Origin of the sequence: Pseudomonas lundensis (assembly GCF_015377145.2) — a bacterium.
Lineage (GTDB): Bacteria > Pseudomonadota > Gammaproteobacteria > Pseudomonadales > Pseudomonadaceae > Aquipseudomonas > Aquipseudomonas lundensis.
Map to the genome: position 1 here is coordinate 1,161,887 of NZ_CP062158.2, position 24,250 is coordinate 1,186,136.

A 24,250-nucleotide genomic window follows, 5' to 3' on the forward strand; every position below is an offset into this window, starting at 1 on the left:
ATTCAGGACACCCCGCCATGAGCATCAAATCAGACAAGTGGATCCGCCGCATGGCGCAAGAGCACGGCATGATCGAACCCTTCGTTGAGCGCCAGGTGCGTGGCGAAGGCGCCGACCGTCTGATCTCCTATGGTGTGTCGAGCTACGGCTATGACGTGCGCTGCGCGAACGAATTCAAGGTGTTCACCAACATCAACTCCGCCACCGTCGATCCGAAAAACTTCGATGAAGGCAGCTTTGTCGATGTCACCAGTGACGTGTGCATCATCCCGCCCAACTCTTTCGCGCTGGCGCGCACCGTCGAGTACTTCCGTATTCCGCGCAACGTGCTGACGATCTGCCTGGGTAAAAGCACGTACGCCCGCTGCGGCATCATCGTCAACGTGACGCCGCTTGAGCCGGAGTGGGAAGGCCACGTGACGCTGGAGTTCTCCAACACCACGACCTTGCCAGCGAAAATCTACGCCAATGAAGGCGTCGCACAGATGCTGTTCTTCGAATCCGACGAGGAATGCGAAGTCTCCTACAAGGACCGTGGCGGTAAATATCAGGGCCAACGTGGCGTGACCTTGCCGCGTACCTGACGAACCGAGGGAATTCCTGAGCGAAAATACACTCTACTGGGTGTATTTCCGGTGATGCACCCAGCGCGCCGGATCCACGCTCAGGAGTGCCCCTATGAAGATTGATCCGAGTATCCGCGCCCAACTGGCCAGCCTTGAACCGAATCAGGTCGGTATGTTGGCCTGGTCGCTGCTCGCACACCCTCCGATGCAAGCAGGCGGCATCCCCGGCCAGCCTGACCCCGATACCCCGCAACCCACTGAACCGGGCGTCCCGACAATTCCGGACGAGCCACCGCCTGCGCCAGTGGCGTGAATATTCAGTCAGTCATGCGTCAGTGGCCACACGCCTTCATCTGCTACCAGATACAGGCGCGTACCGGGCGCAGGGCTGACGTTCATCCCCCCTGTGAATGCACCGAACGCCGGTAGCAAACTGATCCTTGGGCCGAGACAGAAACAGGGCGCACGTACGCTTTGCCGACCTTTACCGCGCAAGCGGAAAGTGGGATGCACATGGCCGGCCAGTACATGGTGAGTGGCATGGGGCTGCGGCTCATGCTGCAGGGCAAAGGGCCCCACCAACCACGGTTCGGCTACCACCTCAATCTTCAACGCCTCAGGCGGATCCCCGGCACGCCGGTCGTGGTTGCCCCTGATCAACCTCATCGACACATCAGCATGCGCCTCGCGCCACGTGCCAATGGCCACCAAGGTGTTGAGCGCGTGGGATTCGGGTGCGTGCAGGAAGTCCCCCAGAAAAATCACCTCTGTGCAGGGATAACGCCGCATTAATCGATTCAGTACATCGATATTGGTTTGAGTCGTGCCGGTCGGCACCGGCTGGCCCAGTTTTCGATAGGCTGCCGCTTTGCCGAAGTGCGCGTCAGCAATCAACAGGGTGTGTCGGCGCGGCCAATAGATGGCCTTTTCTGCCAACAGCCATAGCTCTTCACCCGCCAGTTCAACCACCACTTTCATGCTATTTGGTTCCTTTCAGGACAGCGGCTTCCAGGTCCTTGACCATGCGTGCGATACGATCCGCCAGTTTTTCAGAGCTGAGGCTTTCACGAAAACGCTCCACCAACAGCGGGAACGCGAACGGAGTCGCCCGTTGGATGGCATGCACGTCGAGCGTCAGTGAGCGCATGTCACTCAAGGTCTGTTCCAGGCGCTGAATATCCAACTCCTGGCGCAATACTTCCTCCTGGGCTTGGGTCAACAGCAGATTGTTGGCGTCGTATTGCTTGAAGACTTCAAAAAACAGGCCACTGGAGGCTTGAACCTGGCGCGTGCTTTTCTGCGCGCCGGGGTAACCGCCAAACACCAGTCCCGAAATACGCGCTATTTCCCTAAAGCGCCGCAAGGCCAGTTCACCGGCATTGAGGCTGGCAAGAATGTCTTCCAGCAAGTGGGCTTCATCAAACAGGCCCGCCTTGAGCAGGGACGCCCAGTCCACCGCGGTCGCACTGAGCAGTTCAAAACCATAGTCATTCACCGCGATCGAGAACGTCAGCGGTTGTTGTTGACTGATCCTCCAGGCCAACAGGCTGGCCAGCCCCAGGTGCACCTGCCTCCCGGCAAAGGGATACAGGAACAGGTGCCACCCTTCACGGGATTTAAGGGTTTCGGCCAGCAGCGTGTGGGTGCCGGGCAGGGCCGACCACGCCTGTTGCACCTCCAGCAAGGGCTTGATCGCCTGCATTTCCGGGCCTGTGAACTGACCCTGGCGAGCGGCATCCAGTTGCGCAACAACCGCATGCGCCAACTCGCTGGAGAGCGGCATGCGCCCACCGTTCCAGCGCGGCACGGCGGCTTTTTTGCCCGAGGTACGTTTGACGTACGCCACCATGTTTTCGACGCGCACCAATTCCAGCAAGCGCCCGCCGAACAGAAAACCGTCACCCGGTTTGAGCCGTGCAATAAACCCTTCTTCGACACTGCCCAGCGATTGCCCGCCGCCGCCTTTGCGCCAGTACTTCAATTGGATACTGGCGTCACTGACGATGGTGCCGATGCTCATGCGGTGGCGTCGGGCCAGGCGTGCGCTGGGGACTTTCCACACGCCGTCGGCATCGGGTTCGACACGCTGGTAGTCCGGGTACGCGGTCAGCGTGTCGCCGCCATGATGGACAAACGCCAGCGCCCAGCGCCATTGAGCCTCGCTCAGGTCGCGATAAGCCCAGGTGCTGCGCACTTCGTCCAGCAACTCATCAGGCGTGAAGCCACCGGCCAACGCCATACTGACCAGATGTTGCACCAACACATCCAGCGGGCAGTGGGGCGATTCGCGGGGTTCAATCAAACGGGCGGCCACGGCGGCTTTGGCGGCAGCGGCTTCAACCAGCTCCAGGCTGTGGGTCGGCACCAGCGTCACACGCGAAGGCCGCCCCGGCGCATGACCCGAGCGACCCGCACGTTGCATCAAGCGGGCGATGCCTTTGACCGAGCCGATTTGCAGCACCCGCTCAACCGGTAAAAAATCCACCCCAAGATCCAGACTCGACGTACAAACCACCGCTTTGAGCGTGCCTTCCTTAAGGCTGCGCTCAACCCAGTCCCGCACGCCTCGGGCCAAGGAGCCGTGATGCAGGGCAATCAATCCGGCCCAGTCGGGACGTGCTTCCAGCAACGCTTGATACCAAATCTCGGATTGCGCGCGGGTATTGGTGAAAATCAGGCAACTGGCGCTGCTGTCCACTTCGGCCACTACCGCGGGCAGCATGCGCAGTCCGATATGCCCGGCCCAGGGAAAGCGTTCGATGGAGGGCGGCAGCAGGGTGTCGACCTGTAAATCCTTGATGACGTTGCCTTGGACACTGGCGCCCCCGCCTTGCGGCAATAGCACATCCTGGGCGTGGGCCTGATTGCCGAGGGTTGCAGAAATACCCCACACGATCAGTTGTGGATTCCACTTGCGCAATCGTGCCAACGCCAATTGCAGTTGCACCCCGCGCTTGTTGCCAATCAACTCGTGCCACTCATCCACCACCAGCATGCGCAGGTTGGACATCTGTGCCTTTGCGTCGGCACGGGTCAGCAGCAAGGTCAGGCTCTCGGGGGTGGTCACCAGCGCACTGGGCAGGCGTCGACCCTGTCGGGCGCGTTCGCTGCTGCTGGTGTCGCCCGTGCGCAGGCCAACGTTCCACGGAATGTCCAGCTCTGCCAGCGGTGCATCCAGCGCTCGCGCAGTGTCCGCTGCCAGCGCGCGCATGGGGGTGATCCACAGGACCGTCAGCGGTGCACTGGCCGGTTTGCGTGATTTGGGCGGGGTCAGCGGTTTGGCTGGCGCGGCACGGGCAAAGCGGTTGAGGGCTGCAAACCACACCGCATAGGTTTTGCCGGCGCCGGTACTGGCATGCAGCAGACCGGACTCACCGCGCTTGACCGCCGCCCAGACCTTTTTCTGAAAAGCGAACGGCACCCACTGTCGAGCACTGAACCACTGTTTCGCGAAGTTATTGGAGTCAGCCATACGCGCGGGCAATGCTCTGAGGGGGCTTGATTCAGAGACCGCGAGCGCTGCCGGTTAGTGCCAAAAATTGTCGCTCGCCTCAAGGCGACAGCAGGTACTCGCTGCGGTGCTCCCCGGCCCCCGCCACATGCGCGATGACCATGCCGGCCGTGGCCATGCGCCGTAACGAACGGGCGTACAACACGCCTTGCGTGGCGCTGTAAATGGGCGTGACGCGGTCGCTGAGCGGGTCAATGACCTGGGCGATCAGTTGGCCGTCGCGCAGTCTCTCGCCCGGGCGGGCGCAAAACACCAGCAGCCCCCCGACGGGCGTCGTCACCGGTTCAACCCCGGCCAGCGGCGTAGCGGGGCACAACAACGCGGGGGCAGGTGGCGGGTCGCCAGCAATGGCCCCCAGGTCGATCAAATAATCAAGCAACGCCTCACAGTCGGCCTTGGCCATGGGGTGGTTGACGTCATGCTGACCGCGCAACTCAACGGTGACTGACACACAACCTTGGGGGATGGCGGCGACGTGCCCGAAGCGTTGCTTGAGCTCCCACCACAAAAGCGTCAGGCATTCGTCGAAGGACAGTCCGCCTGAATCGGTGGCCAGCAGGCTTGCCTGTGCGCCGATGCGACGCGCCAACGGTTCGACACGGGGCCAGGCATCGGGGGTGGTGTAAAGGTGAGGGACGGCTTCGAAATCGCAATGCAGGTCCAGCACGATATCGGCATCGCAGGCCAACGTTTGCAAGGTCAGGCGCTGAGATTGCAGCGCGGTCACGGGCACGTGCTGAGCGAGGGTTTCACGCAAATGATGGCGAATCAGATGCAGGTTATGAGTGGGGTCATCGGTTAAAAGCCCTTCAACGGCATCCCCTATTTCAAGGCTTAAATCGAGAAACAGGCGATTGAAATTCTGCCCGCTTTCCAATTCAAAGCGGCCCAGGGGGACGTCCATCAGCACTTGTTCCAGGCCAGCGGGGTTGGCCATCGGCACGATCACGATTTCACTGCGCAACCGGCCCTCGCTTTCCAGCTCGGTCAGCCGCTGCTTGAGGTGCCACGCCACCAGCATGCCCGGCAGTTCATCCGCGTGCAGCGCGGCCTGAATGTAGACCTTGCCCTGCGGCTGCTCAGGGCCATAGTGAAAACTATGAAGCTGGCGTTCACTGCCGGGCACGGGGGCCAGCAAGGTGTGAGTTTGATGTCGCTCTGTTCGCATGCAAAAGTCCCGATGAGCCAGGTCAGGGAGCGCCAGCCTGCAGCGTTCCGGCCAATGAGGTCACACAGGTCCGAATAATGGCAGCGATGCTGGCTCGCGAAAAGCACCCCTACCGCGTTTCCCGCACAGGCGTTGGCCTTTAGCCCAGCAAGGCTTGCAGGGTTTCAAGGCTGTCGGCCTCAGCCACGGGTTTGTCCTGTCGCCAACGCAACATGCGCGGAAAGCGCACGGCGATCCCGCTTTTATGGCGTTTTGACAGAGCAATGCCTTCAAACCCCAGCTCGAACACCAGGCTGGGGGTCACACTGCTGACCGGGCCGAACTTCTCGACAGTGGTCTTACGCACGATCGCGTCGACTTTGCGCATTTCTTCGTCGGTTAACCCTGAATAAGCCTTGGCGAAGGGCACCAATTGACGATCCGATTTTTCCGGCGGTCCGTCCCATACGGCAAAGGTGTAATCGCTGTAGAGGCTGGCACGCCGACCATGCCCGCGTTGGGCGTAGATGAGCACGGCGTCGACACTGAACGGGTCGACTTTCCATTTCCACCACACGCCCACGTCCTTGGTGCGCCCGACGCCGTAGTGCGCCGTGCGCGCTTTGAGCATCATCCCTTCCACGCCCAAGGCCCGAGACGCGGTGCGTTGTTGTGCCAAGTCCGACCAGTCGCGCCCTTGCAATAGGGGGGATAGCTGCAACGCGGGCTGGTTGGCCTGATCCACGGCGGCTTCCAGTTGCGCCCGCCGGTAGTGTTGCGGGTGCTGGCGCCAATCCTGGCCTTGCCACTCCAACAGGTCGTAGGCAAGCAGCACCACCGGGATCTCTTGAAGGATCTTTTTACTCAGCGTCTTGCGGCCAATACGTTGCTGCAACAAGGCGAATGGCTGCACGCGGGGACCGATTTGCGGTGCGTGATTCCAGACCACGATTTCGCCATCGATGACGCTCCCGTCCGGGAGGGCAGCGCCCATTTCCAGCAGCTCCGGGAAGCGTTCGCTGATTAACTCTTCGCCCCGCGACCACAGCCATACTTGCCCGTCGCGTTTGACCAGTTGGGCGCGGATACCATCCCATTTCCATTCCACTTGCCACTCGGTAGGTGGGCCCAGCTGGGCCTCGAATTGCTCGACCGGCAGTTGCAGCGGGTGCGCGAGAAAGAACGGATAAGGTTGCCCGCCCCGTTGCGCGTGTTCATCGGCTGACGGTTCGGCGATCAGTTTCAGGTAGTCGGCCGCAGAAGGCTTGCGCGACAACTCGGTATAACCCACCAGCCGCTGGGCCACGCGCTTGCTGTCGACCCCGGCCAGGGCCGCGAGGGCGCGGGTCACCAGCAGTTTGGAGACGCCCACGCGGAAACTGCCGGTAATCAACTTGATGCAGACCATCAGGCTTTGTTGATCGAGTTGCGCCCACAGGGCCGGGAGGCGCTGCGCCAAGTCTTCTGGCGACGCTCCGCGCAGCGGTAACAGATGATGCTCAATCCAGTCAGCGAGCCCGGCCTCGCTGCTGTGCAGGGATTCAGGCAACAGCAGCGACAGGGTTTCGGCCAGATCGCCGACGGCTTGGTAGCTTTCTTCAAACAACCATTCAGGCAGGGCGGCCTGTTGCATGCCAATCTCGCGCAATACACGGCTGGGCACCAGTTGGCGTGGGCGTCCGCCTGCCAAAAAGTACACCGCCCAGGCGGCATCGGCGGGCTGGGCCTGGCTGAAATAGTCTTGCAGCGCGGCCAGTTTGGCGTTGCTGGAGGTGGTGGCGTCGAGTCGACCATAGAGCTGCGCGAAGGCCTTCATGAGGCGGGCTCCGGCGGGGGCGTTGCTTCTTCGTCATCGCCGTATTCGGTGACAAACCCTTGGGCATCCAGGCCCTTTTCCCGCAGAAACCGCACCAGCGTGCCGATCGAGCCATGGGTCACCATGACCCGTTCGGCGCCGGTCTGCTCGATGGCCCACAACAATCCGGGCCAGTCGGCGTGGTCGGACAGAATAAATCCGCGGTCCACCCCCCGACGTCGCCTCGGGCCGCGCAGGCGCATCCAGCCGCTGGCGAAGGCATCGCTGTAATCGCCAAAGCGGCGCATCCAGGTGCTGCCGCCCGAAGAGGGAGGCGCGAGGATCAAGGCCTGTCGTAGCAAGGGGTCGGTCTTTTTGAGGTCCCCGGCGTACAGGGTTTCGGGGATGTAAATGCCCGCGTCGCGGTACACCCGGTTCAGCGGCTCCACCGACCCGTGGGTCACGATCGGGCCGATACTGGCGTCGATCCCGTGCAAAATGCGCTGCGCTTTGCCGAAGGCATAACAGAACAGCACGCTGGCTTTGCCCACGCGCTGATTGGCACGCCACCACTGATTGATTTCGGCAAAAATCTGCGCTTGCGGCTGCCAGCGGTAAATGGGCACGCCGAAGGTCGATTCAGTGATGAACGTGTGACAGCGCACGGGCTCGAACGGCGCGCAGGTGCCGTCGGGCTCCACTTTGTAATCCCCGGAGGCCACCCACACTTCACCTTTGTACGCCAGCCGAACCTGCGCCGAGCCCAGCACATGGCCCGCCGGGTGAAAGCTGAGGGTGACGCCGTGGTGTTTCAGGGGCTGACCGTAGGCCAGGGTTTGCAGGCTGATGTCTTGGCCAAGCCGTGCACGCAAGATGCCCGCGCCAGGTTCGGCGGCCAGGTAATGGGTGTTGCCCGTGCGCGCATGGTCGCCATGGCCGTGGGTAATCACCGAGCGTTCGACAGGGCGCCACGGGTCGATATAAAAATCCCCGGGCGGGCAGTACAAACCTTCAGGTCGCGCGATAACAAGGTCCATGGGCATGCCGTGGCAATGGGCTTGTTATGTAGGAGGCGAGGGCAGGGCGGGAAGTTCGAAAAAGGTGCGGGGCTGACACGGCCGCGCAAGGTGAGTTCTATGAACGCGCCCTGCGCGGCAGTCTGAGGGGGTTACCTGCCCGGTGTCAGCGTCAGGCGGGTGTTGCCGTACACCTTGTCGAAATGTTGCGGTTGCATCGGGAAGCTCACGTACTGCCCTTTGAGCCACGGATCGATGCCGTCGGCGTAATGCGGGCTGGCCGGGTTGCTGGATTGCCCGCTGCTGTTCTGCGCCATCATCGGCTCGGTTTGCCCGAAATCGACGATCATGCGCATGGCCGGGATCAGCGTGGTGTCGAAGTTCGAATCCCCCAGGCGATACGCGGCCATGTTCAGCGTGGTGTGATCCCCGCCCGCCGCAATCGGCCCGCGCACGGTCTGGCCTTGGGCATTGCGCCACACGTAATGGTGCAACGTGCCCCATTGCCAGGCCTTGTGATCGCTGCCCATCAGGCGTTCACCCGCCTCGACGGCCGCCACCAGGCTGCGGGCCAAGACGGCCGGTTTGTCGCGCTGTTGCCCATTGCGGGCGTCACTCCAGAACGGGCTGTCTTCGCGGCTCAGCAAGTGATCGGCCTGAGCCGAGTACGACAGGTTGCCGTTGCTGATAAACGCCTTCCAGCTGGCGCTGTTTTCGGGGCCAAGGGCGTCGAGGAACGTCACTTGCGTACTGGCCTGCAGGAACAATTCATACAGCGCCGCGTCGGCGGAGGTCGCATTGAGCTTGCCGTCAAAGGCCAGCAACCGGCTCAGGGCCTCGCGGGCTTTGGACTGCTCGGCAGCGGGCAGCGCAGCAATGGCTTGTTTCAGGGGCTGCGCCATACCGGGAGCGGTGAGCATGGCCTTGAGTTTGGGGGCGAACAGGGTGACCTGGTCGTACTGCATGGCGATCAGGCTGCGCGCGTCCTGTTTGCCGCTGCCAGCCAATTGCGCGAGGCGCTCGCTGCGTTCGGGCGACAGCCACGAGTTAGACAGTTGCATGCCGTAGCCAAAGGCCGCCGTGCGCTGGTTGGCCGTGCCGAGCCAGCCCTGAGCCGGGTCTTGATCGTAAGGGTGCAGCATGGCGTCGGCATAACCGTCCCAGTCGTAGCGACTGTCCCAGCCCGGCGACGGGATCAGGCCCAGCCCTTCGCGGCGGTTGGGGTACAGACCGGTCACTTGCCAGCCAATGTGCCGGGCGTCGGCATATAGCAAATTGAGCGCGACCGAGCGGATTTCACGGCTGGCGTCGGAGGCGGCTTCGCTGGTTTGCGCCCGGGACAGGTTGAAAAACGCATCCAGCGTGCTGTCACCCTTGAAGTCCGGCAGTTGCAGGGCCAGGCCCAAGTGACTGTTGAGCGGGTTGTTGAGCAACGGCCCGTGGCGGGTTTCATACACCGCCTCACGTACCGGGCGCTGCCCCTTAATGAAGAACGTTTCGTTGCGCACGCTGGCGGGCAACCATTTGCCGTTGGACAGGTAATACAGACGATTGCCCTCGCGCTTGAGCTTCTCGACAAACACGTCCTGATTGTCGCCCATGGCCATGCTCATGCCCCACGCCACGTTGCCGTTGAAACCGGCAAACAGGGTCGGCAGCCCGGCAATCGTGGCCCCTGCAGCCTGGTACTTGGGCGCGCGGATTTGCACGTAGCTCCAAGCCGAAGGGATGCCGATGGGCTGATGAATGTCGTTGGCCAACAGGCTTTTGCCCGAACGGCTACGTGCCGGGCCAATCGCCCAGTCACTGGACGCCGTCACCCCCGGCAGACTCATGTGCGTGACCTGTTCAAGGGCTTGCGTCACGCTGTCCAGCCCTTGTAACTGAGTGCCAAGGTTCAAGCCCTTGAGCTTGTCGGCCTCGCTGGTGGGCAACGCTTCCCCGGGGTAGGTCGGCATCAGCCAGGCCAGTTTGTCGCTGCCCACTTTCTGCGCCAGCACCAGCGCATTCAACTCTTCTTGCAGGTTGGTCGACATGCCGAAGCTCAGCAGGCTGTACACCAGGGCCGAATCTTCGGGTTTCCAGTACTCGGCCTTGTAGCCTGCCCGGGCCAAATCTTCGGGCAACTTGTCGCGGTAGCGGAACAGGTAAGCGTTGACGCCCCGCGCATACACTTCAAAGAGTTTTTTCAGGCGCGGCGATGCACTTTTGTACAGCTCACCGGCGTTTTTCTTCAGGTTGATGCTGCGCATCAGGCGGTCGGTGGGCAGGGCATCGGCGCCGTCCAGCTCGGCCAGACGGCCCTGAGCGAGCAAGCGCAGGCGCACCATTTGGCTGATGCGGTCGCTGGCGTGAACATAGCCCAGGGTGAACAGCGCGTCATGGAAACTGCTGCTTTCAATCAGCGGCATGCCTTGCGCGTTACGGCGCACCGACACGTTCTGCGCCAGCCCTTTGAGCGGTTGCACACCCGACGTCGGCACAAGGCTTTGTGAGGCGTGGTTGTTCATCTGGCAACCGGTCAGGCTCAACACGCCGACCACTGCCGCGGCAACGCCGAACCGGGGTAAAAAATGAATGAAGGCTGGCGAGGCCATGGCAAAGCTCCTGCGAAGGGGGGATGTCAACGAAAGGCGCTACGTTAGTGACGCGCACGGGGGCACGCAAGGGCTATCTGGCGAAAAGCCAAGGCGCTGCAGGCCGCCGATTCACGCAGACTGAGCGTTGAGGATTTGCAGGGCATAGCAGGGCGAGAGCCGCGTGAATGGGCGAGTGCCGTCTGATCGAGACCGAACGGCGCGAGGCGCGACTCGCCGCCTCGCGTGATCGGCCTGCAGCGCCAGCGTTATGACGCTTGCAGCGGTGAGGCGTGTTTACTGCGGCGGGTTGATCTTGGCCACCAGTGCGTAAGCCCGTTCGGTGGCCGGGCGGGCCTTGACCCGGGCAAACCAGCTTTTCAGCGCCGGGAAGTCATCCAGATTCTGGCCTTGCCAGGCGTGCGGTACGATCCACGGGTAAATCGCCATGTCCGCGATGCTGTACTCGTCACCTGCTACGAACTGCCGGCCTTCCAGCTGCTTGTTCAATACGCCGTAGAGGCGGGCCGTTTCGTCGGTATAGCGCTTGATCGCGTAGGGGATTTTCTCGGGCGCAAAACGATTGAAGTGATGGTTTTGCCCCGCCATCGGCCCCAGCCCGCCCATTTGCCAGAACAGCCACTGCAGGGCCATTTGCCGACCTCGTAAATCCTTGGGCAGGAACTGACCGGTTTTTTCGGCCAGGTACAGCAGGATGGCGCCCGATTCGAACAGCGACAGCGGCTCACCGCCGTCCGCCGGGGTGTTATCGACGATGGCCGGAATGCGATTGTTCGGTGAGATTTTCAGGAAGGCGGGCGCGAACTGTTCATTTTTACTGATGTTGATCGGGTGGACCTTGTACGGCAGGCCAGCTTCTTCGAGAAACAGTGAAACCTTGTGGCCGTTTGGGGTGGTCCAGTAGTAAAGATCGATCATGAAGGGCTCCAGAAGGGAATGTTCACGTTGAAACTGATGCCCGGCAAAGGTAGCAGTTCACTCGCAGTTGTCAGTTTTACGCCTTCTGTTGTGAAGGGGAAACGTGCCCTCGCAGGATCTGGTCGCAACTTTCAGGCGATAAAAACACAAACGCCGCACCGGCCCGAAGGCAGATGCGGCGCTGGTCGGGCGCTTTTGACAGGATCAGGCGCCGTGACACTTTTTGAATTTTTTGCTGCTGCCACACGGGCAAGGATCGTTGCGGCCAACGTCTTTCAACGCATTGCGCACAGGCTCCTGATGGGCGTGACCGCAGTTCGGGCCATGCACGTGGCCGTTGCCGTGGTCATGGGCGTGATCATGCTGGTCATGATCGTGGTTGCAGTCCGGGCCGTGAACGTGGGGTTGTTGGGTCATTGCTCAATCACTCTGGAATAAAATCGCCGGGGATTATCTCGCCTTTGCGCATCACGTGCACGTCGTTACCGTAGAACAGACCGGTCTCCAGCGTACCTTCAAGCCGATAAGGGATGGGCTGGTCGGGCGACTCCAGCAATTTGACCAGGGGTTTGATGTGTTGCCACATATTGGTGCGCACGGGAACGATGTACTCGGCAGTGCCGTTGGGGTCGACGCTGAACCATTGGCTGTGTTCGCCTTCGGTCAACAGAACCGGCCCCAAATACACTTTGTAGCTGATGCCGCGCACTGTGAGGGTCGAATCGTTGAGGTTATTGACCCTGAAATGCAGCTTGAAGCGCTGCTCCAGCAGTTTGGCCTGAACCAGTTCGACGCGTTCCAGACGCACCTCGGGGTCTTTGTCCGAGGACTCAAACCACGAGGCACACCCCGACAGGCCCGCTATCAGTAACAGGGCGGCGGTGTGTTTAATAAGTGCCCGAACATCCATTCCTTGCTCCTTATCAGCCACGTCAGTTCAGCTTATTGGGCGAAATAGCCGGCGCAGCATTTTTTGAATTTGAAACCGCTGGCGCAAGGGCAGGGGTCATTGCGCCCCATTTTGAGCGGCACGGTTGGATCAATGAAGTACCAGCGACCGGCACTTTGTACGAATGAAGACTTTTCCCGATGACTGTGTTCGCCGTTGGCGTCATGCCAGCGCGCGGTAAAGGTGACGAACGCATGTTCAGGTTGACCACCAAACACTTCACTGTGTTCAACCTCTAACCCGAGCCAGGTACTTTGCGCGCTCCAGCTCTTCATCGACTCACAGTCCAGACCGGCTTGCTGCACCGGGAGTGTAGTGGCCACCAGATAATCCACCTGCCCCAGCACATAGGCGCTGTAGCGTGAGCGCATAAGGGTTTCGGCGCTTGGGGCCACTGTCCCCGCGTGATAATGCCCGCAGCAGGCGTCGAGCAGGTTGCCGCTGCCACACGGGCAAATAGATGTGCTCATCGTGTTACCACCAATACTTGCCAAAGTTTTCCGGGTTGGCCCAGAACCTGGCATTCAGCCAGTCGGGCACGTCTTTGTACTCGCGTAGATCATAGGTGAACAGCGTCAGTATCTGGTCGTCACGCTGAAAGCTCTCGTTGTTTTGTAGGGCTAAAGCGAAAAAGTCCGTTTCTTTCCAGTCGCATGCCGTCAGATCCGCGAGTACCGCGAGACGGCTGGCGTTCAGGTTGCGAATCCCGCCCAGCAATTCAAGCCCGGCTTTTTTGGGCATGTGCTCAAGGCAATCCACCACCAGGGCTAAATCAAAGCGTTGGCCTGCCAAGTCTTCGGGAAGCGCGCCGGGGGCGGCCCGTGAGATCCGGGCGTCAGGGTGGGCCTGTTGAAAGGCGTGCAGCGCCGGAAATTGACTGGCGCCGACCACCAGCAGGCGCTGTGGGGCGTAACGATCAAGCAAGGCTGCCAACGCTTGCTGGGGCGTGCGGGTGGAAATGCCGGCGTTCATCTCAAGTCCTCTGTCTAAGCGCCCAAGACTAGCCTGCCCTGACCCTGCGGCCTAGTGGGTCAGCTCAAGCAAGGCGAAAGGGACGTACACCGGACTGAGCTTCAGCAGGCGTAAGCGGCCTCAGTTATCTGAATGAGGCGTGCAGGTATTTTTGTCGGGACCTCTGGCGCAGCTGTCCTGCCACCCGTTAAGGTGCATCCAAAGAAAAAACATAACGATCAGGGGGAGCTATGAAGGTGCTTTGGGGGCTGGGGAAGGTCTTGACCCTTATGTTCTGGGTGGTTGTGGTGATCAATGTGTTCAATCCGTTGATTAACCCGTTTGATGTGTTGGTCAACCTCGCTGGCAGTTTGCTGCTGCTGACCCACTTGCTTGAACTGCTACTGTTCAACGGCAGTATCAAAGACCGCCCCAATCCTTGGCGTGATCGCCTGCATATCCTTCTGGTTGGCATTTTTCACCTGCAAACCCTTCGCTCTACTTCTGAACAAGGCGCTCACCATGCGTAAGTTAGGTTTATTGGTCGCCCTGTGCAGCCCGTTTGTCCATGCCGAATCGGTCAAGGTTGATCCCAACACGCTGATGCGTTTACCCGCCAATACCAGCGTTTTGCAACTCGAACAGCTGGACGTGGCGGACTACGGCACGTTGCTGATCCCGCCCGGTGTGACTCAGGTCAAGATTGACCAACTGCATTTGGGGCGTGAGGCGCGCATCACCATCGTCCCGGCTGAACGTGCCATTGAGTTGCACGCCGCTTACGCCAACTTGGAAGAAGGCAGTCAGATCAACGCCCGCGGCGCGGCGGGCACCTACGAAAAACCGGCGCGACCGGCGCGTGACCTGACCCTGCGTTTTGATGCCCTGCAAGCCAATGAGCTGTCGGTCGATGCCCGTGGCGGAACCGGTGCGCCGGGTTTTGTCGGGTTGGATGGCGGCAACGGTGACGCGCCGGGTTGCACGTGGGGTTCCGCGAGCGCAGGCCACAATGGGCAAAACGGTGGCAACGGTCAGCAAGGCGCTGCTGGCGCGCAGGTTCGGGTTGAGCTGCCGCGAGACTTTCCCGATGACCTGATTAAGGTGCGTGTGGACGGCGGCGCGGGTGGTAAGCCCGGCGCAGCAGGGCGTGCGGGGTCTGGCGGCAAATCCAAGGGATGCTTGGTATACCGCACCGACGGTGCAAAGTCAGGCAAGCCAGGGCTGGCCGGGGAACCCGGTGAAACCGGTTCTGCTGGCGCCGTCACCATCCAGCGTTTGTAACCCTTCCTGTAAAAACGCCTGTTGCGAAGGCTGCGAGCGGTGACAGGACGACCAATGCGTCGTCCTGTCACTGCTCAAGGCTTTACAACAGGGGGCGTGCCGCCGCAATGGCCACCACTGCCAGCCCGACGATCAAGTTACAGCCCACCAGACGACGAATCCGCCCCAAGGCCGCCGCTCCGGCCGCCCACTGTTCAGCCTCGACCGCCTTGCGCAACTCCGGTAGTTGTAACGACTGGATACGAATGAACAGCGCCACCATCACGATGTACAACCCCATCATGACCTGCACATAACGCGGCGCGGTCTCAAACCCGTTAAAGCGCATCTGTAGCAGGCCAATGCCGCTTATCGGCAAAATCAGCACGGCGAACCATACCCAGATAAAAAACCGTGGGAATACCTGAACCCATAATTTCAACCTGGCCGGGCCTTCCAGGGCGGCCACGCTGGCCGGGCGCAGGATCATCCAGGCAAAAAACATCCCGCCCACCCAGATCAGGGCGGCCAAAACATGCAGGGTATAGGCAAGGGCAAAGGCGGTCATGAGGTACTCCGTTCGGCGCGGGATGAATTAGCGGGGTATGATAGCGGCCATTCGAACCACTGAAAATTTATCCAGCGTTTCTCGCGCCCGAAGAACCATGATTAGTAACGAACTCAAATCCCAGATCCAGGGCGCCTACTCGCGTTTTCTCGAAGCCAAAAGCCTCAAGCCCCGCTATGGCCAGCGATTGATGATCGCTGAAGTGGCCAAGGTGCTCGGCGACATCGACACCGACGAAGAAGGCCATCGCAGCGGCGAACCGGCCGTGGTGGCGGTCGAAGCAGGCACCGGCACCGGTAAGACCGTGGCCTATAGCCTGGCGGCCATTCCAACGGCCAAGGCCGCAGGCAAGCGGCTGGTGATTGCCACCGCCACCGTCGCGCTGCAGGAGCAAATTGTTTACAAAGACCTCCCCGACCTGATGCGCAACAGCGGGCTGAATTTCAGCTTCGCGCTGGCCAAAGGCCGTGGGCGCTACATGTGCTTGTCCAAACTCGACATGCTGCTGCAAGAAGGCCACGCGCAAACCGCGACAGCCCAGTTGTTCGAAGAAGAAGGGTTCAAGATCGAGGTCGATGAAGCCAGCCAGAAGCTGTTTACCAGCATGATCGAGAAACTGGCAGGCAATAAGTGGGATGGCGACCGTGACAGCTGGCCCCAGGCGCTGGAAGACCAGGACTGGGCTCGCCTGACCACCGACCACAGCCAATGCACCAACCGCCATTGCCCGAATTTTGGCCAATGCGCCTTCTATAAAGCCCGCGAAGGCATGGGCAAGGTAGACGTGATCGTCACCAACCACGACATGGTGCTGGCCGACCTGGCGCTGGGCGGCGGCGCCGTATTGCCCGATCCGCGTGACACCTTGTATGTGTTCGACGAAGGTCATCACCTGCCGGACAAGGCCATCGGCCACTTTGCTCATTACACGCGCCTGCGTTCCACCGCCGACTGGCTGGAGCAAACCGCCAAGAACCTCACCAAACTACTGGCGCAACACCCGCTGCCGGGTGACCTGGGCCGTTTGCTGGAGCAAGTGCCGGAGCTTGCGAAGGAGATCAAGGCGCAGCAGCAGTTCATGTTCACCACGTGCGAGCAGATCGCTGACTTCAAGGTCGGTGAAGAACCGGAAGGGCGCGAGCGCCCGCGGCACCGATTTGTCGGTGGGCTTATTCCCGATCACATGCGGGAAATGGGCATCGAACTGAAAAAAGGGTTCTCGCGCCTTACAGACTTGTTTACCCGGCTGACTGAAATTCTCAAAGACGGCATGGACGGTGAGGTCAATATCGGCATCACCAGCAATCAGGCCGAAGAGTGGTATCCGCTGTTTGGCAGCTTGCTGTCCCGTGCCCAGGGCAACTGGGAATTGTGGACCGCCTTTACCACCGAAGACCCGGAAGACAACCCGCCCATGGCCCGTTGGCTGACCTTGGCTGAAAGCGGTTCGCTGTTTGATATCGAGGTCAATGCCAGCCCGATTCTGGCGGCAGAAATGCTGCGCCGTAACTTGTGGAACGTTGCCTATGGCGCGTTGGTCACGTCGGCCACGCTTACGGCTTTGGGCACCTTCGATCGTTTTCGCATGCGTGCCGGGTTGCCGAAAAAGGCGGTGACGGCCGTCGTCCCCAGCCCGTTCCACCACGCCGACGCGGGCGTGCTGCGGGTGCCCGACCTTAAAGCCGACCCACGGGACGCGATGGCGCACACGGCGGCGATCATTCGTGACCTGCCGGGTCTGGTTGAGGGGTCCAAGGGCACGCTGGTGCTGTTCTCGTCGCGCAAACAGATGCAGGACGTGTTCGACGGTCTGGAGCGTGATTGGCGCAAGCAGGTGTTCATCCAGGGCAACTTGTCCAAGCAGGAAACCCTCAATAAACACAAGGCCCGGGTGGATGGTGGCGACTCCAGCGTGTTGTTCGGGCTGGCCAGCTTTGCCGAAGGTGTGGACTTGCCCGGCGCGTACTGCGAGCACGTGGTGATCGCTAAAATACCGTTCTCGGTGCCTGACGACCCCGTCGAGGCCGCGCTGGCGGAGTGGATCGAAGCCCGTGGCGGCAACCCGTTCATGGAAATATCCGTTCCCGACGCGTCGCTCAAACTGGTGCAGGCCTGCGGTCGTCTGCTGCGCACCGAGCAGGATCGCGGCACCATCACCTTGCTGGACCGGCGCCTGGTCACCCAGCGCTATGGCAAGGCGATCCTGAATGCCTTGCCCCCTTTCCGGCGCGAAATTTCTTGAGTGCAAGTCGGCGATCTCGCCGACTTTGCTGTCTATGCTTTGACTTTTACCACCTCACAGACCGTTTTTCGGTCGTTAGGGAGAACCACATTCCTATGATTCGCCGTTCCCTGTCTGCTGTTTTTGCGTTGTTGGTTTCGACCCCGCTACTGGCGGCGCCTGCCGGACAACAAACGTTGTTTAACTTCGTTCGCCCCGCCGATGTGGTGCAGGTGGCGACCGTGGATGCGTATTTGCCGCAGTACAACGCGGAACAAACGGCCGAAGGTGAGGTGTTGCGTCGTGTGACCTTCAACCCGGCGACAGCCCCGAGCCTGATACTCAAGCCCCAGACCGGTGTTTGGGACTGGTCGCAGTCGGGCATGATGACGTTACGTATTCAAAACGCCATGAACTGGGCGCTGACCCTCGACGTCACCCTGCAAAGCAGCAACGGCAAAACGTTGACCAGCCGCGTCGCCCTCCCGGCAGGCCCGGCACAGACGCTATTACTGCCGTTGAAGGCCAATACCCCGCACAGTCAGGGAATGCGCGCCGGGCCGCCGATGCCGATGACCCTCGACGGTCAGCGCATCTTGCTGGCTGCCAGCCAAGGCGAAATTGACCTGAGCCAGGTGGTGTCGGTAACGCTGTCGGTCCCGCAGCCCAACGCAGCGCAAAGCATCTTGCTGGAGCGCTTTGGTGTGCAAGACGGCGACGGGGTGATCAAAGCGGTCTACAGCTCGATTGTGGACGAATATGGACAGTCGACTCGCGCCCGATGGCCCGAACGTGTGGCCAATGACGAGCAGCTCAAGGCCGCAGCCGCCCGGGAACACCAGCAACTCAAGGGCTGGCTGGCCAAGCGCGGCGATCAGGATAAATACGGAGGCTGGATCCAGGGCGCACCCTTCGAAGCCTCGGGCTTTTTCCGCACCGAAAAACGTGACGGGCGCTGGAACCTGATCACCCCGCAAGGGCATCCGTTTTATTCCTTGGGCCTGAATGCCGTGACCGCCCGTGACAGCCAAACCTACGTGGCGGGCCGCGAATGGATGTTCAGCGCACTCCCTAAAAAGGGCGAGCCATTGCATGCCTATTACGGCAGCTCGGACCATAACAGCGACAACGGCGCCAGCCGCGGGCGAGCCTTTGACGCGGGGCGCTGGTACAACTTTTATGGCGCCAACCTGCAACGTCTTTATGGTCAGCCCTGCACCACCGGCAACGCGGCACAAAGCGCTGAAGCGGTGACCCCGTGTGCCCCCGAAGCCTTTGATGCACAGCGCTGGCAAGCCCACACGCTGGATCGCCTGCAAGCCTGGGGCTTTAACACCATCGGCAACTGGAGCGACCCGGTGCTGGCCGAGAGCAAGCGTGTGCCATACACCTTACCGCTGTCGATCGTGGGCGATTACGCCAGCATCAGCACCGGCTCCGATTGGTGGGGCGGCATGCCTGACCCGTTTGACCCGCGCTTTGCCATGGCCACCGAGCGCGCAGTTGCCATCGCCGCCCGAGATCACCGCGATGATCCGTGGCTGATCGGGTATTTTGCCGACAATGAGTTGGCGTGGGCGGGCCCCGGCACCGATGCAAAAAGCCGTTACGCACTGGCTTTCGGCACGCTGCGCCTGACCACCGATGTGCCTGCCAAGCGCGCGTTCCTCAAGCAACTGCGGGACAAATACCGTAACCAGCAAGGCCTTTCCAAAGCCTGGGGTGTCGACATCCCGGCCTGGGAGCTGCTTGAAGACCCGGGATTCGAAGCGCCGTTGCCCAACCCTGAGCACCCGGAAATCGAAGTCGACTATCAATACTTCCAGAAAGTATTTGCCGACAACTACTTCAAGACCATCTCTGACTCGCTCAAGTGGCATGCCCCCAACCATTTGCTGCTGGGTGGCCGGTTTGCCGTCAGCACCCCTGAAGCGGTAGCGTCCTGCGCGCAGTATTGCGATGTGCTGAGCTTCAACTTCTACACCCTGCAACCGCAGGACGGCTATGACTTCGCCAAACTGCGAGAACTCGACAAGCCGGTGATGATCACCGAGTTCAACTTTGGCTCCCGTGATCGCGGCCCGTTCTGGGGCGGCGTGACCGAAGTGGCCAACGAAGAGGCGCGTGGCCCGGCGTACAGCAAATTCCTCAAACAGGCGGTGTCAGAGCCGTCGATTGTCGGTGTGCACTGGTTCCAGTACCTGGACCAACCCGTGACCGGGCGGTTGCTGGATGGCGAAAATGGTCATTTCGGGATGGTCGGCATTACCGACTTACCGTTTACCGGGTTTGTTGAAAGCGTGCGCAAAGCCAATTTACAAGCGTTGGATCAACTCGGCCAAGAAGCCGCCAAGGCACAAGCTGACGCTAAAAATGACGTCAAAGCACCGCGTCACGCCCCTCAGGAGGGCAGCGAGGGCGGCTCGGGTGCGGGCCATGCGGGCGGGCATTCGGGGCAAGGGCACTGAGTGACCTGGGTTGCCGACGGAGAACGTGACGTAACGGTTGCCTTTGTGACCAATACCCTGGGCGGGCATGTTCTCTCGGATCAGCGGGTGCAAGCATTGGCCAGGGCGGTAGCCGCAGCGCTGTAACACTGACGCAAGCGAGCTTGCCTGTTAAGGGCAGGTTCGCTCTAGCCTTGCCCGGGCGTGTGGTGTTTTCACAAAAAATCCACCTTGATGCGTTTACCTTCAGCCTCGATTTTTGAATGCTCAAAAATTGTGCGTTTAGATCCGTTTAGTGTGTTTCAAAATTTGATCGGGACTGGAACAATGCACGCCTTGTAGAGCCATGCGTGATCCAGGAGGGGCGGGTGCAGATTCAGGGTTTTCACGACCTCAAGTTCGAGGCGGTGCGTGAAGCATTTGCCGAGCTTTTCAACGATCCCCAAGAGCGTGGCGCCGCACTGTGTATTCAGGTCGGCGGTGAAACGGTCATAGACCTGTGGGGCGGTACGGCGGATAAAGACGGTGAACAGGCATGGCACACCGATACCATCGCCAATCTGTTTTCCTGTACCAAAACCTTCACTGCCGTGACGGCCTTGCAACTGGTGGAAGAGGGCAAGCTGGCGCTGGATGCTCCGGTCGTGCGTTATTGGCCGGAATTTGCCGCCGCCGGTAAAGAGTCCATCACCTTGCGTCACCTGCTGAGTCACCGGGCAGGCTTGCCTGCGTTGCGTGAGCCTATGCCGCCTGAGGCGCTGTATGAGTGGCAAACCATGGTGGACGCGCTGGCGGCTGAAGCGCCGTGGTGGACGCCGGGTGAAGGTCATGGCTATGCCGCCATCACGTATGGCTGGCTGCTGGGCGAATTGATACGCCGCGCCGATGGGCGCAGCCCGGGTCAATCGATCATGGCCCGTACGGCACTGCCGCTGGGGCTGGATTTCCACGTCGGGTTGGCGGATGACGAGTTTTACCGGGTCGCGCACATCGCTCGCAGCAAAGGCACGGTGGGTGATGCCTCTGCCCAGCGCTTGCTAAAGGCGATGATGAACGAGCCCACGTCCATGAGCACCCGGGCATTTACCAATCCACCGTCTATTATGACCAGCACCAATAAGCCGCAATGGCGTCGTATGGAGCAACCTGCGGCCAATGGCCATGGCAATGCCCGCAGCCTCGCCGGCTTTTACAACGGATTACTGGACGGCCAGTTGCTGGAGTCCGAAATGCTCGCCGAGTTGACCCGCGAGCACAGCGTTGGGGAAGACAAAACCCTGCGCACCCAAACACGCTTTGGACTGGGTTGCATGCTGGATCAGCCGCAAGTGGCGAACGCGACGTTTGGTCTGGGCGCTAAGGCCTTTGGCCACCCAGGAGCGGGCGGTTCCATCGGGTTTGCTGACCCGGAACGGGATGTGGCGTTTGGGTTTGTCACCAACACGCTGGGGCCCTATGTCTTGATGGATCCCCGTGCGCAAAAGCTGGTGCGGGTATTAGCAACCTGTTTGTAAGACTGTTTTGTAGGCCGTAGGTCGGATGCCTGTGGCTTTAATGCGCTTAATACGCTTTTTTATACGTATATCGCGTCCAATTATTTCTAATTCATTGTGTGGATATTCAATGTCATCTAATAAGACCCTTGCTCTGGCCCTCTGTCTGGCAATCACAGGTTGCGCACAAACTCCACAAAATGACGCTGAAGGCGGCCACAAATGGTGGCAGCTGGGCTCATCCGATCAAGCCGCAGCGCCAACCCCGGCTGACAAAGCCGATGCCCCGGCAGCCAAGCCGGCAGACAAAAAGAAGGCTGAGCCTGTTGTCGCCAAAACGGCTCCGGCCGCGACCGAGGCCAAAAAAGACAGCGATTCCAGCTGGTGGCCTTTTGGTTCGGACCGCGCGAAGAAAGACGAACCCGTCGCTAAAGAAAAAACGGTCGCCGCTGCTCCAGCGTCAAGCACCGAGAAAAACTGGTGGTGGCCGTTTGGTGGCACTGCTAAAGACGCCAAGCCGGTTGCAGCTCATGTCGTGCCGATGCCTGACCCTAAAGTGACCCAGGCCTGGCTGGACGAATATGAGCCACGCCTGCGTGCAGCGATTAAAGACACCAACCTGCAACTTGAACGTCGTGAAAGCCTGCTGGTGATCGTGGCGTCTGCGGACAGTGCGTTCAAACCAACGCGCCCGGACTTGTTGAAGCCGTCCATGCTCGGTCCGTTCACCCGCGTCGCCAAAGTGGTTGAAGGTGATCCGAAAACCGCTGTTTTGGTGCTCGGCCACGCTGACACCACGGGCGCAATGGCTGCCAACACCAAATTGAGCCTCGACCGTGCGCGTTCGGTGGCGGCGATTTTCCGCATGAGCGGCTTGCAGGCTAACCGCCTGACCTTGCGTGGCATGGGTTCGGTGATGCCGCGTGCGGCCAACGACAGCAACGAAGGTCGTGCATTGAACCGCCGTGTCGAAATCCTGATGACACCACAAAACACCATGCTGGCGCTGGTCAGCAAATACAGCCAGCCCGCCCTGTCGCCTGCTGAACTGGTCGCGGTACAGCCCGCCGTTGCGCCTTCCAAAGCCGTCACCGCTAAAAAAGCGGCGGCCCCGGCGAAAAAAGCCGTTGTAGCCAAGAAGTCCGCCCCGGCCAAAAAAGCGGTCAAAGCTGCTCCGGCCAAGAAAGCCGTGGTTGCCAAAACCGCCGCAGCCAAAAAGGACGTGAGCAACACTCAAGCCAAAAACTGATTGGTTTGATGAACGGGAGGGCGGCATGACTCAAGCGCTGGCAGATATGCGACGCGACTACACCCGTGACGGACTCGCCGAGGCTCAGGCCCCGGCGGAGCCTTTCGCGCTGTTTCATCAATGGTTTGCAGACGCGGTTAAAACCGAGCAACCGCCGGTTGAAGCCAATGCCATGACCCTGGCAACGGTGGATGAAGACGGGCGTCCGCATTGCCGGGTGCTGCTGCTCAAAGGGCTGGATGCACAAGGTTTTACGTTCTTCACTAATTACACCAGTGCCAAGGGCCAGCAACTGGCGGCACGCCCTTTTGCGGCGATGACGTTTTTCTGGCCCACCCTGGAGCGTCAGGTGCGCATTGAAGGGCGTGTGGTCAAAGTGACGCCTGAAGAGTCGGACGCTTACTACCAGGTTCGTCCGCTGGGCAGCCGCATCGGGGCGTGGGCGTCGCCGCAAAGCCAGGTCATTTCAGGGCGTGAAGAACTGACCGAACTGCTTCGTGTCACACAGGAGCGTTTCACGGATACGCAGCCCCATTGCCCTGAGCATTGGGGCGGTTTCAGGTTGTTACCTGAGCGCATCGAGTTTTGGCAAGGCCGTCCCAGCCGCTTGCATGACCGCCTCAACTATCGGCTGTGCGGGACTGACTGGGCGCGCGAGCGTCTGGCGCCCTGACGGCATATTCGGACGCCGCGGCCTGCAACCATTGGGGCAAGTCGCGGCGTTTGATCTTCTGCTGGCGAGCCTCTTCCAGACGTTGCACCATAAACGCCCTGCGGGCCGGATCGTCACCTGCCAGCGACAACGCCAGATCCCTGTCCATCCAGCGTTTGATGCGCACATACAGCCACCAGTGGAAATACAGGCCGGCGGCTGTGGTGATGAAAATGATGAAATAGTCCATATCTGTCCTGTGATGAACGCAGCGTGACGAAGGATTACCCGCTACCCTTGCTTGACGTTTCGACCTGATTGAAGGCATTTATCTGGCTGTACAGCCGCTGAATAAAGGCCAGTTTTTCCGCACACGGCCGTGACAGGGTGGTGGCAGCGGAGTTTAATGAATCCCTGATCTTTTGGAGTTGATCTAATGCGTAAGTCCGTACTGTTAATTGCTGCTTTTTCTACCATGACAGTCCTGTTGGGCGGCTGCACCTCCAACTTGACCGGCGACTCTTACTCGCGTGAAGAAGCGCGTCGCGTGCAGACAGTCCGCATGGGCACCATTGTTGCCCTGCGTCCGGTACAAATTGAAGGCACCAAAACCCCGATCGGCGCCGCAACCGGTGCTGTTGTGGGCGGGGTGGGCGGTAGCGCCATTGGTGGCGGTCGCGGCAGTATCGTGACAGCTGTGATTGGCGCAGTTGCAGGTGGTCTGCTGGGGTCGGCTGCTGAATCGGGCCTGACCAAAACCCAGGGTGTTGAAATCACTGTCCGTGAAGACGACGGCAGCACCCGTGCCTATGTGCAACAGGTTCAGCCGAACGAGATATTCCGTACCGGTGAGCGCGTGCGCATCATGACCGTTGATGGCACCAGCCGCGTAGCACACTAAGACCCGGCG

The 24,250-nt window shown here is 60.5% G+C and carries 23 protein-coding genes; 10 read left to right on the top strand and 13 right to left on the bottom strand.

What is annotated here, in order from left to right; translation table 11 throughout:
- The first annotated feature begins 17 nt into the window (after positions 1-17).
- Both dcd and IF654_RS05740 read left to right on the top strand, forming a co-directional pair.
- Positions 18-584 (top strand): dCTP deaminase, encoded by a 567-nt coding sequence (dcd, locus tag IF654_RS05735; RefSeq protein WP_019411020.1) that lies wholly within the window; start codon positions 18-20, stop codon positions 582-584.
- A gap of 94 nt (positions 585-678) precedes the next feature.
- A complete protein-coding gene (locus IF654_RS05740) occupies positions 679-879 on the top strand; it encodes a hypothetical protein (protein ID WP_047274028.1) in 201 nt (66 codons plus the stop codon).
- Between the two features lie 8 nt (positions 880-887).
- On the opposite strand, the gene pdeM is transcribed toward IF654_RS05740, so the two are convergent.
- The 11 genes from pdeM to IF654_RS05795 all read right to left on the bottom strand — a co-directional run bounded on the left by pdeM (position 888) and on the right by IF654_RS05795 (position 13,471).
- A complete protein-coding gene (pdeM, locus tag IF654_RS05745; protein WP_047280085.1) occupies positions 888-1,544 on the bottom strand; it encodes a ligase-associated DNA damage response endonuclease PdeM in 657 nt (218 codons plus the stop codon).
- Between the two features lies 1 nt (position 1,545).
- On the bottom strand, positions 1,546-4,038 hold the full coding sequence (locus tag IF654_RS05750) for a ligase-associated DNA damage response DEXH box helicase (protein WP_047282289.1): 2,493 nt from the start codon (positions 4,036-4,038) through the stop codon (positions 1,546-1,548).
- 79 nt (positions 4,039-4,117) lie between these two features.
- Positions 4,118-5,245: a succinylglutamate desuccinylase/aspartoacylase family protein gene (locus IF654_RS05755; protein ID WP_047274034.1), complete on the bottom strand. Its 1,128-nt coding sequence runs from the start codon at positions 5,243-5,245 to the stop codon at positions 4,118-4,120.
- A gap of 139 nt (positions 5,246-5,384) precedes the next feature.
- On the bottom strand, positions 5,385-7,040 hold the full coding sequence (locus tag IF654_RS05760) for an ATP-dependent DNA ligase (RefSeq protein WP_083334124.1): 1,656 nt from the start codon (positions 7,038-7,040) through the stop codon (positions 5,385-5,387).
- Positions 7,037-8,056, bottom strand: a complete 1,020-nt coding sequence (locus IF654_RS05765) for a ligase-associated DNA damage response exonuclease (protein WP_047280089.1) — start codon at positions 8,054-8,056, stop codon at positions 7,037-7,039. The genes IF654_RS05760 and IF654_RS05765 overlap by 4 nt, the downstream gene beginning before the upstream one ends.
- 131 nt (positions 8,057-8,187) lie before the next feature.
- Positions 8,188-10,632 carry a penicillin acylase family protein gene (locus IF654_RS05770; protein ID WP_194862678.1) on the bottom strand — a complete coding sequence of 815 codons (2,445 nt, stop codon included), beginning with the start codon at positions 10,630-10,632 and terminating at the stop codon, positions 8,188-8,190.
- Positions 10,633-10,908: 276 nt separating this feature from the next.
- Positions 10,909-11,550, bottom strand: a complete 642-nt coding sequence (locus IF654_RS05775; protein WP_047278705.1) for a glutathione S-transferase N-terminal domain-containing protein — start codon at positions 11,548-11,550, stop codon at positions 10,909-10,911.
- Between the two features lie 204 nt (positions 11,551-11,754).
- Entirely contained in the window at positions 11,755-11,967 is a 213-nt protein-coding gene (locus IF654_RS05780; protein ID WP_080960307.1) for an SEC-C metal-binding domain-containing protein, read from the bottom strand.
- 7 nt (positions 11,968-11,974) lie between these two features.
- On the bottom strand, positions 11,975-12,460 hold the full coding sequence (locus IF654_RS05785) for an LEA/WHy family protein (RefSeq protein WP_047274048.1): 486 nt from the start codon (positions 12,458-12,460) through the stop codon (positions 11,975-11,977).
- Between the two features lie 32 nt (positions 12,461-12,492).
- Positions 12,493-12,969 carry a YchJ family protein gene (locus IF654_RS05790; protein WP_094987363.1) on the bottom strand — a complete coding sequence of 159 codons (477 nt, stop codon included), beginning with the start codon at positions 12,967-12,969 and terminating at the stop codon, positions 12,493-12,495.
- Positions 12,970-12,973: 4 nt separating this feature from the next.
- A complete protein-coding gene (locus tag IF654_RS05795) occupies positions 12,974-13,471 on the bottom strand; it encodes a DUF6231 family protein (protein ID WP_047280092.1) in 498 nt (165 codons plus the stop codon).
- A 230-nt stretch (positions 13,472-13,701) separates the two neighbouring features.
- Between IF654_RS05795 and IF654_RS05800 the strand changes: the two genes are divergently transcribed.
- Positions 13,702-13,980, top strand: coding sequence for a DUF1145 domain-containing protein (locus IF654_RS05800; RefSeq protein WP_047274054.1), 279 nt, complete (start codon positions 13,702-13,704; stop codon positions 13,978-13,980).
- Complete coding sequence (locus IF654_RS05805; RefSeq protein ID WP_047280094.1) at positions 13,973-14,731, top strand: hypothetical protein; 759 nt, start codon at positions 13,973-13,975, stop codon at positions 14,729-14,731. The genes IF654_RS05800 and IF654_RS05805 overlap by 8 nt, the downstream gene beginning before the upstream one ends.
- Positions 14,732-14,813: 82 nt before the next feature.
- Here IF654_RS05805 and IF654_RS05810 read toward each other — a convergent pair whose 3' ends face one another.
- A complete protein-coding gene (locus IF654_RS05810) occupies positions 14,814-15,278 on the bottom strand; it encodes a CopD family protein (protein ID WP_047274057.1) in 465 nt (154 codons plus the stop codon).
- Between the two features lie 97 nt (positions 15,279-15,375).
- On the opposite strand from IF654_RS05810, the gene dinG reads away from it, so the two are divergent.
- From dinG to pdxH, 5 genes are all read left to right on the top strand, one after another.
- Positions 15,376-17,520, top strand: a complete 2,145-nt coding sequence (dinG, locus tag IF654_RS05815) for an ATP-dependent DNA helicase DinG (RefSeq protein ID WP_047278693.1) — start codon at positions 15,376-15,378, stop codon at positions 17,518-17,520.
- 95 nt (positions 17,521-17,615) lie between these two features.
- Entirely contained in the window at positions 17,616-19,967 is a 2,352-nt protein-coding gene (locus tag IF654_RS05820) for a beta-galactosidase (RefSeq protein WP_194862677.1), read from the top strand.
- A gap of 347 nt (positions 19,968-20,314) precedes the next feature.
- A complete protein-coding gene (locus IF654_RS05825) occupies positions 20,315-21,460 on the top strand; it encodes a serine hydrolase domain-containing protein (RefSeq protein WP_047274063.1) in 1,146 nt (381 codons plus the stop codon).
- A 109-nt stretch (positions 21,461-21,569) separates the two neighbouring features.
- Positions 21,570-22,688 (top strand): OmpA family protein, encoded by a 1,119-nt coding sequence (locus IF654_RS05830; protein ID WP_047274065.1) that lies wholly within the window; start codon positions 21,570-21,572, stop codon positions 22,686-22,688.
- A 25-nt stretch (positions 22,689-22,713) separates the two neighbouring features.
- Positions 22,714-23,361: a pyridoxamine 5'-phosphate oxidase gene (pdxH, locus tag IF654_RS05835; protein WP_047274067.1), complete on the top strand. Its 648-nt coding sequence runs from the start codon at positions 22,714-22,716 to the stop codon at positions 23,359-23,361.
- Here the strand turns inward: pdxH and IF654_RS05840 are convergent.
- Entirely contained in the window at positions 23,309-23,590 is a 282-nt protein-coding gene (locus tag IF654_RS05840; RefSeq protein ID WP_047274068.1) for a hypothetical protein, read from the bottom strand. The genes pdxH and IF654_RS05840 overlap by 53 nt on opposite strands.
- Positions 23,591-23,776: 186 nt before the next feature.
- Between IF654_RS05840 and IF654_RS05845 the strand changes: the two genes are divergently transcribed.
- Positions 23,777-24,241 (top strand): outer membrane lipoprotein, encoded by a 465-nt coding sequence (locus IF654_RS05845; RefSeq protein ID WP_047274071.1) that lies wholly within the window; start codon positions 23,777-23,779, stop codon positions 24,239-24,241.
- The last annotated feature ends 9 nt before the right edge of the window (positions 24,242-24,250 follow it).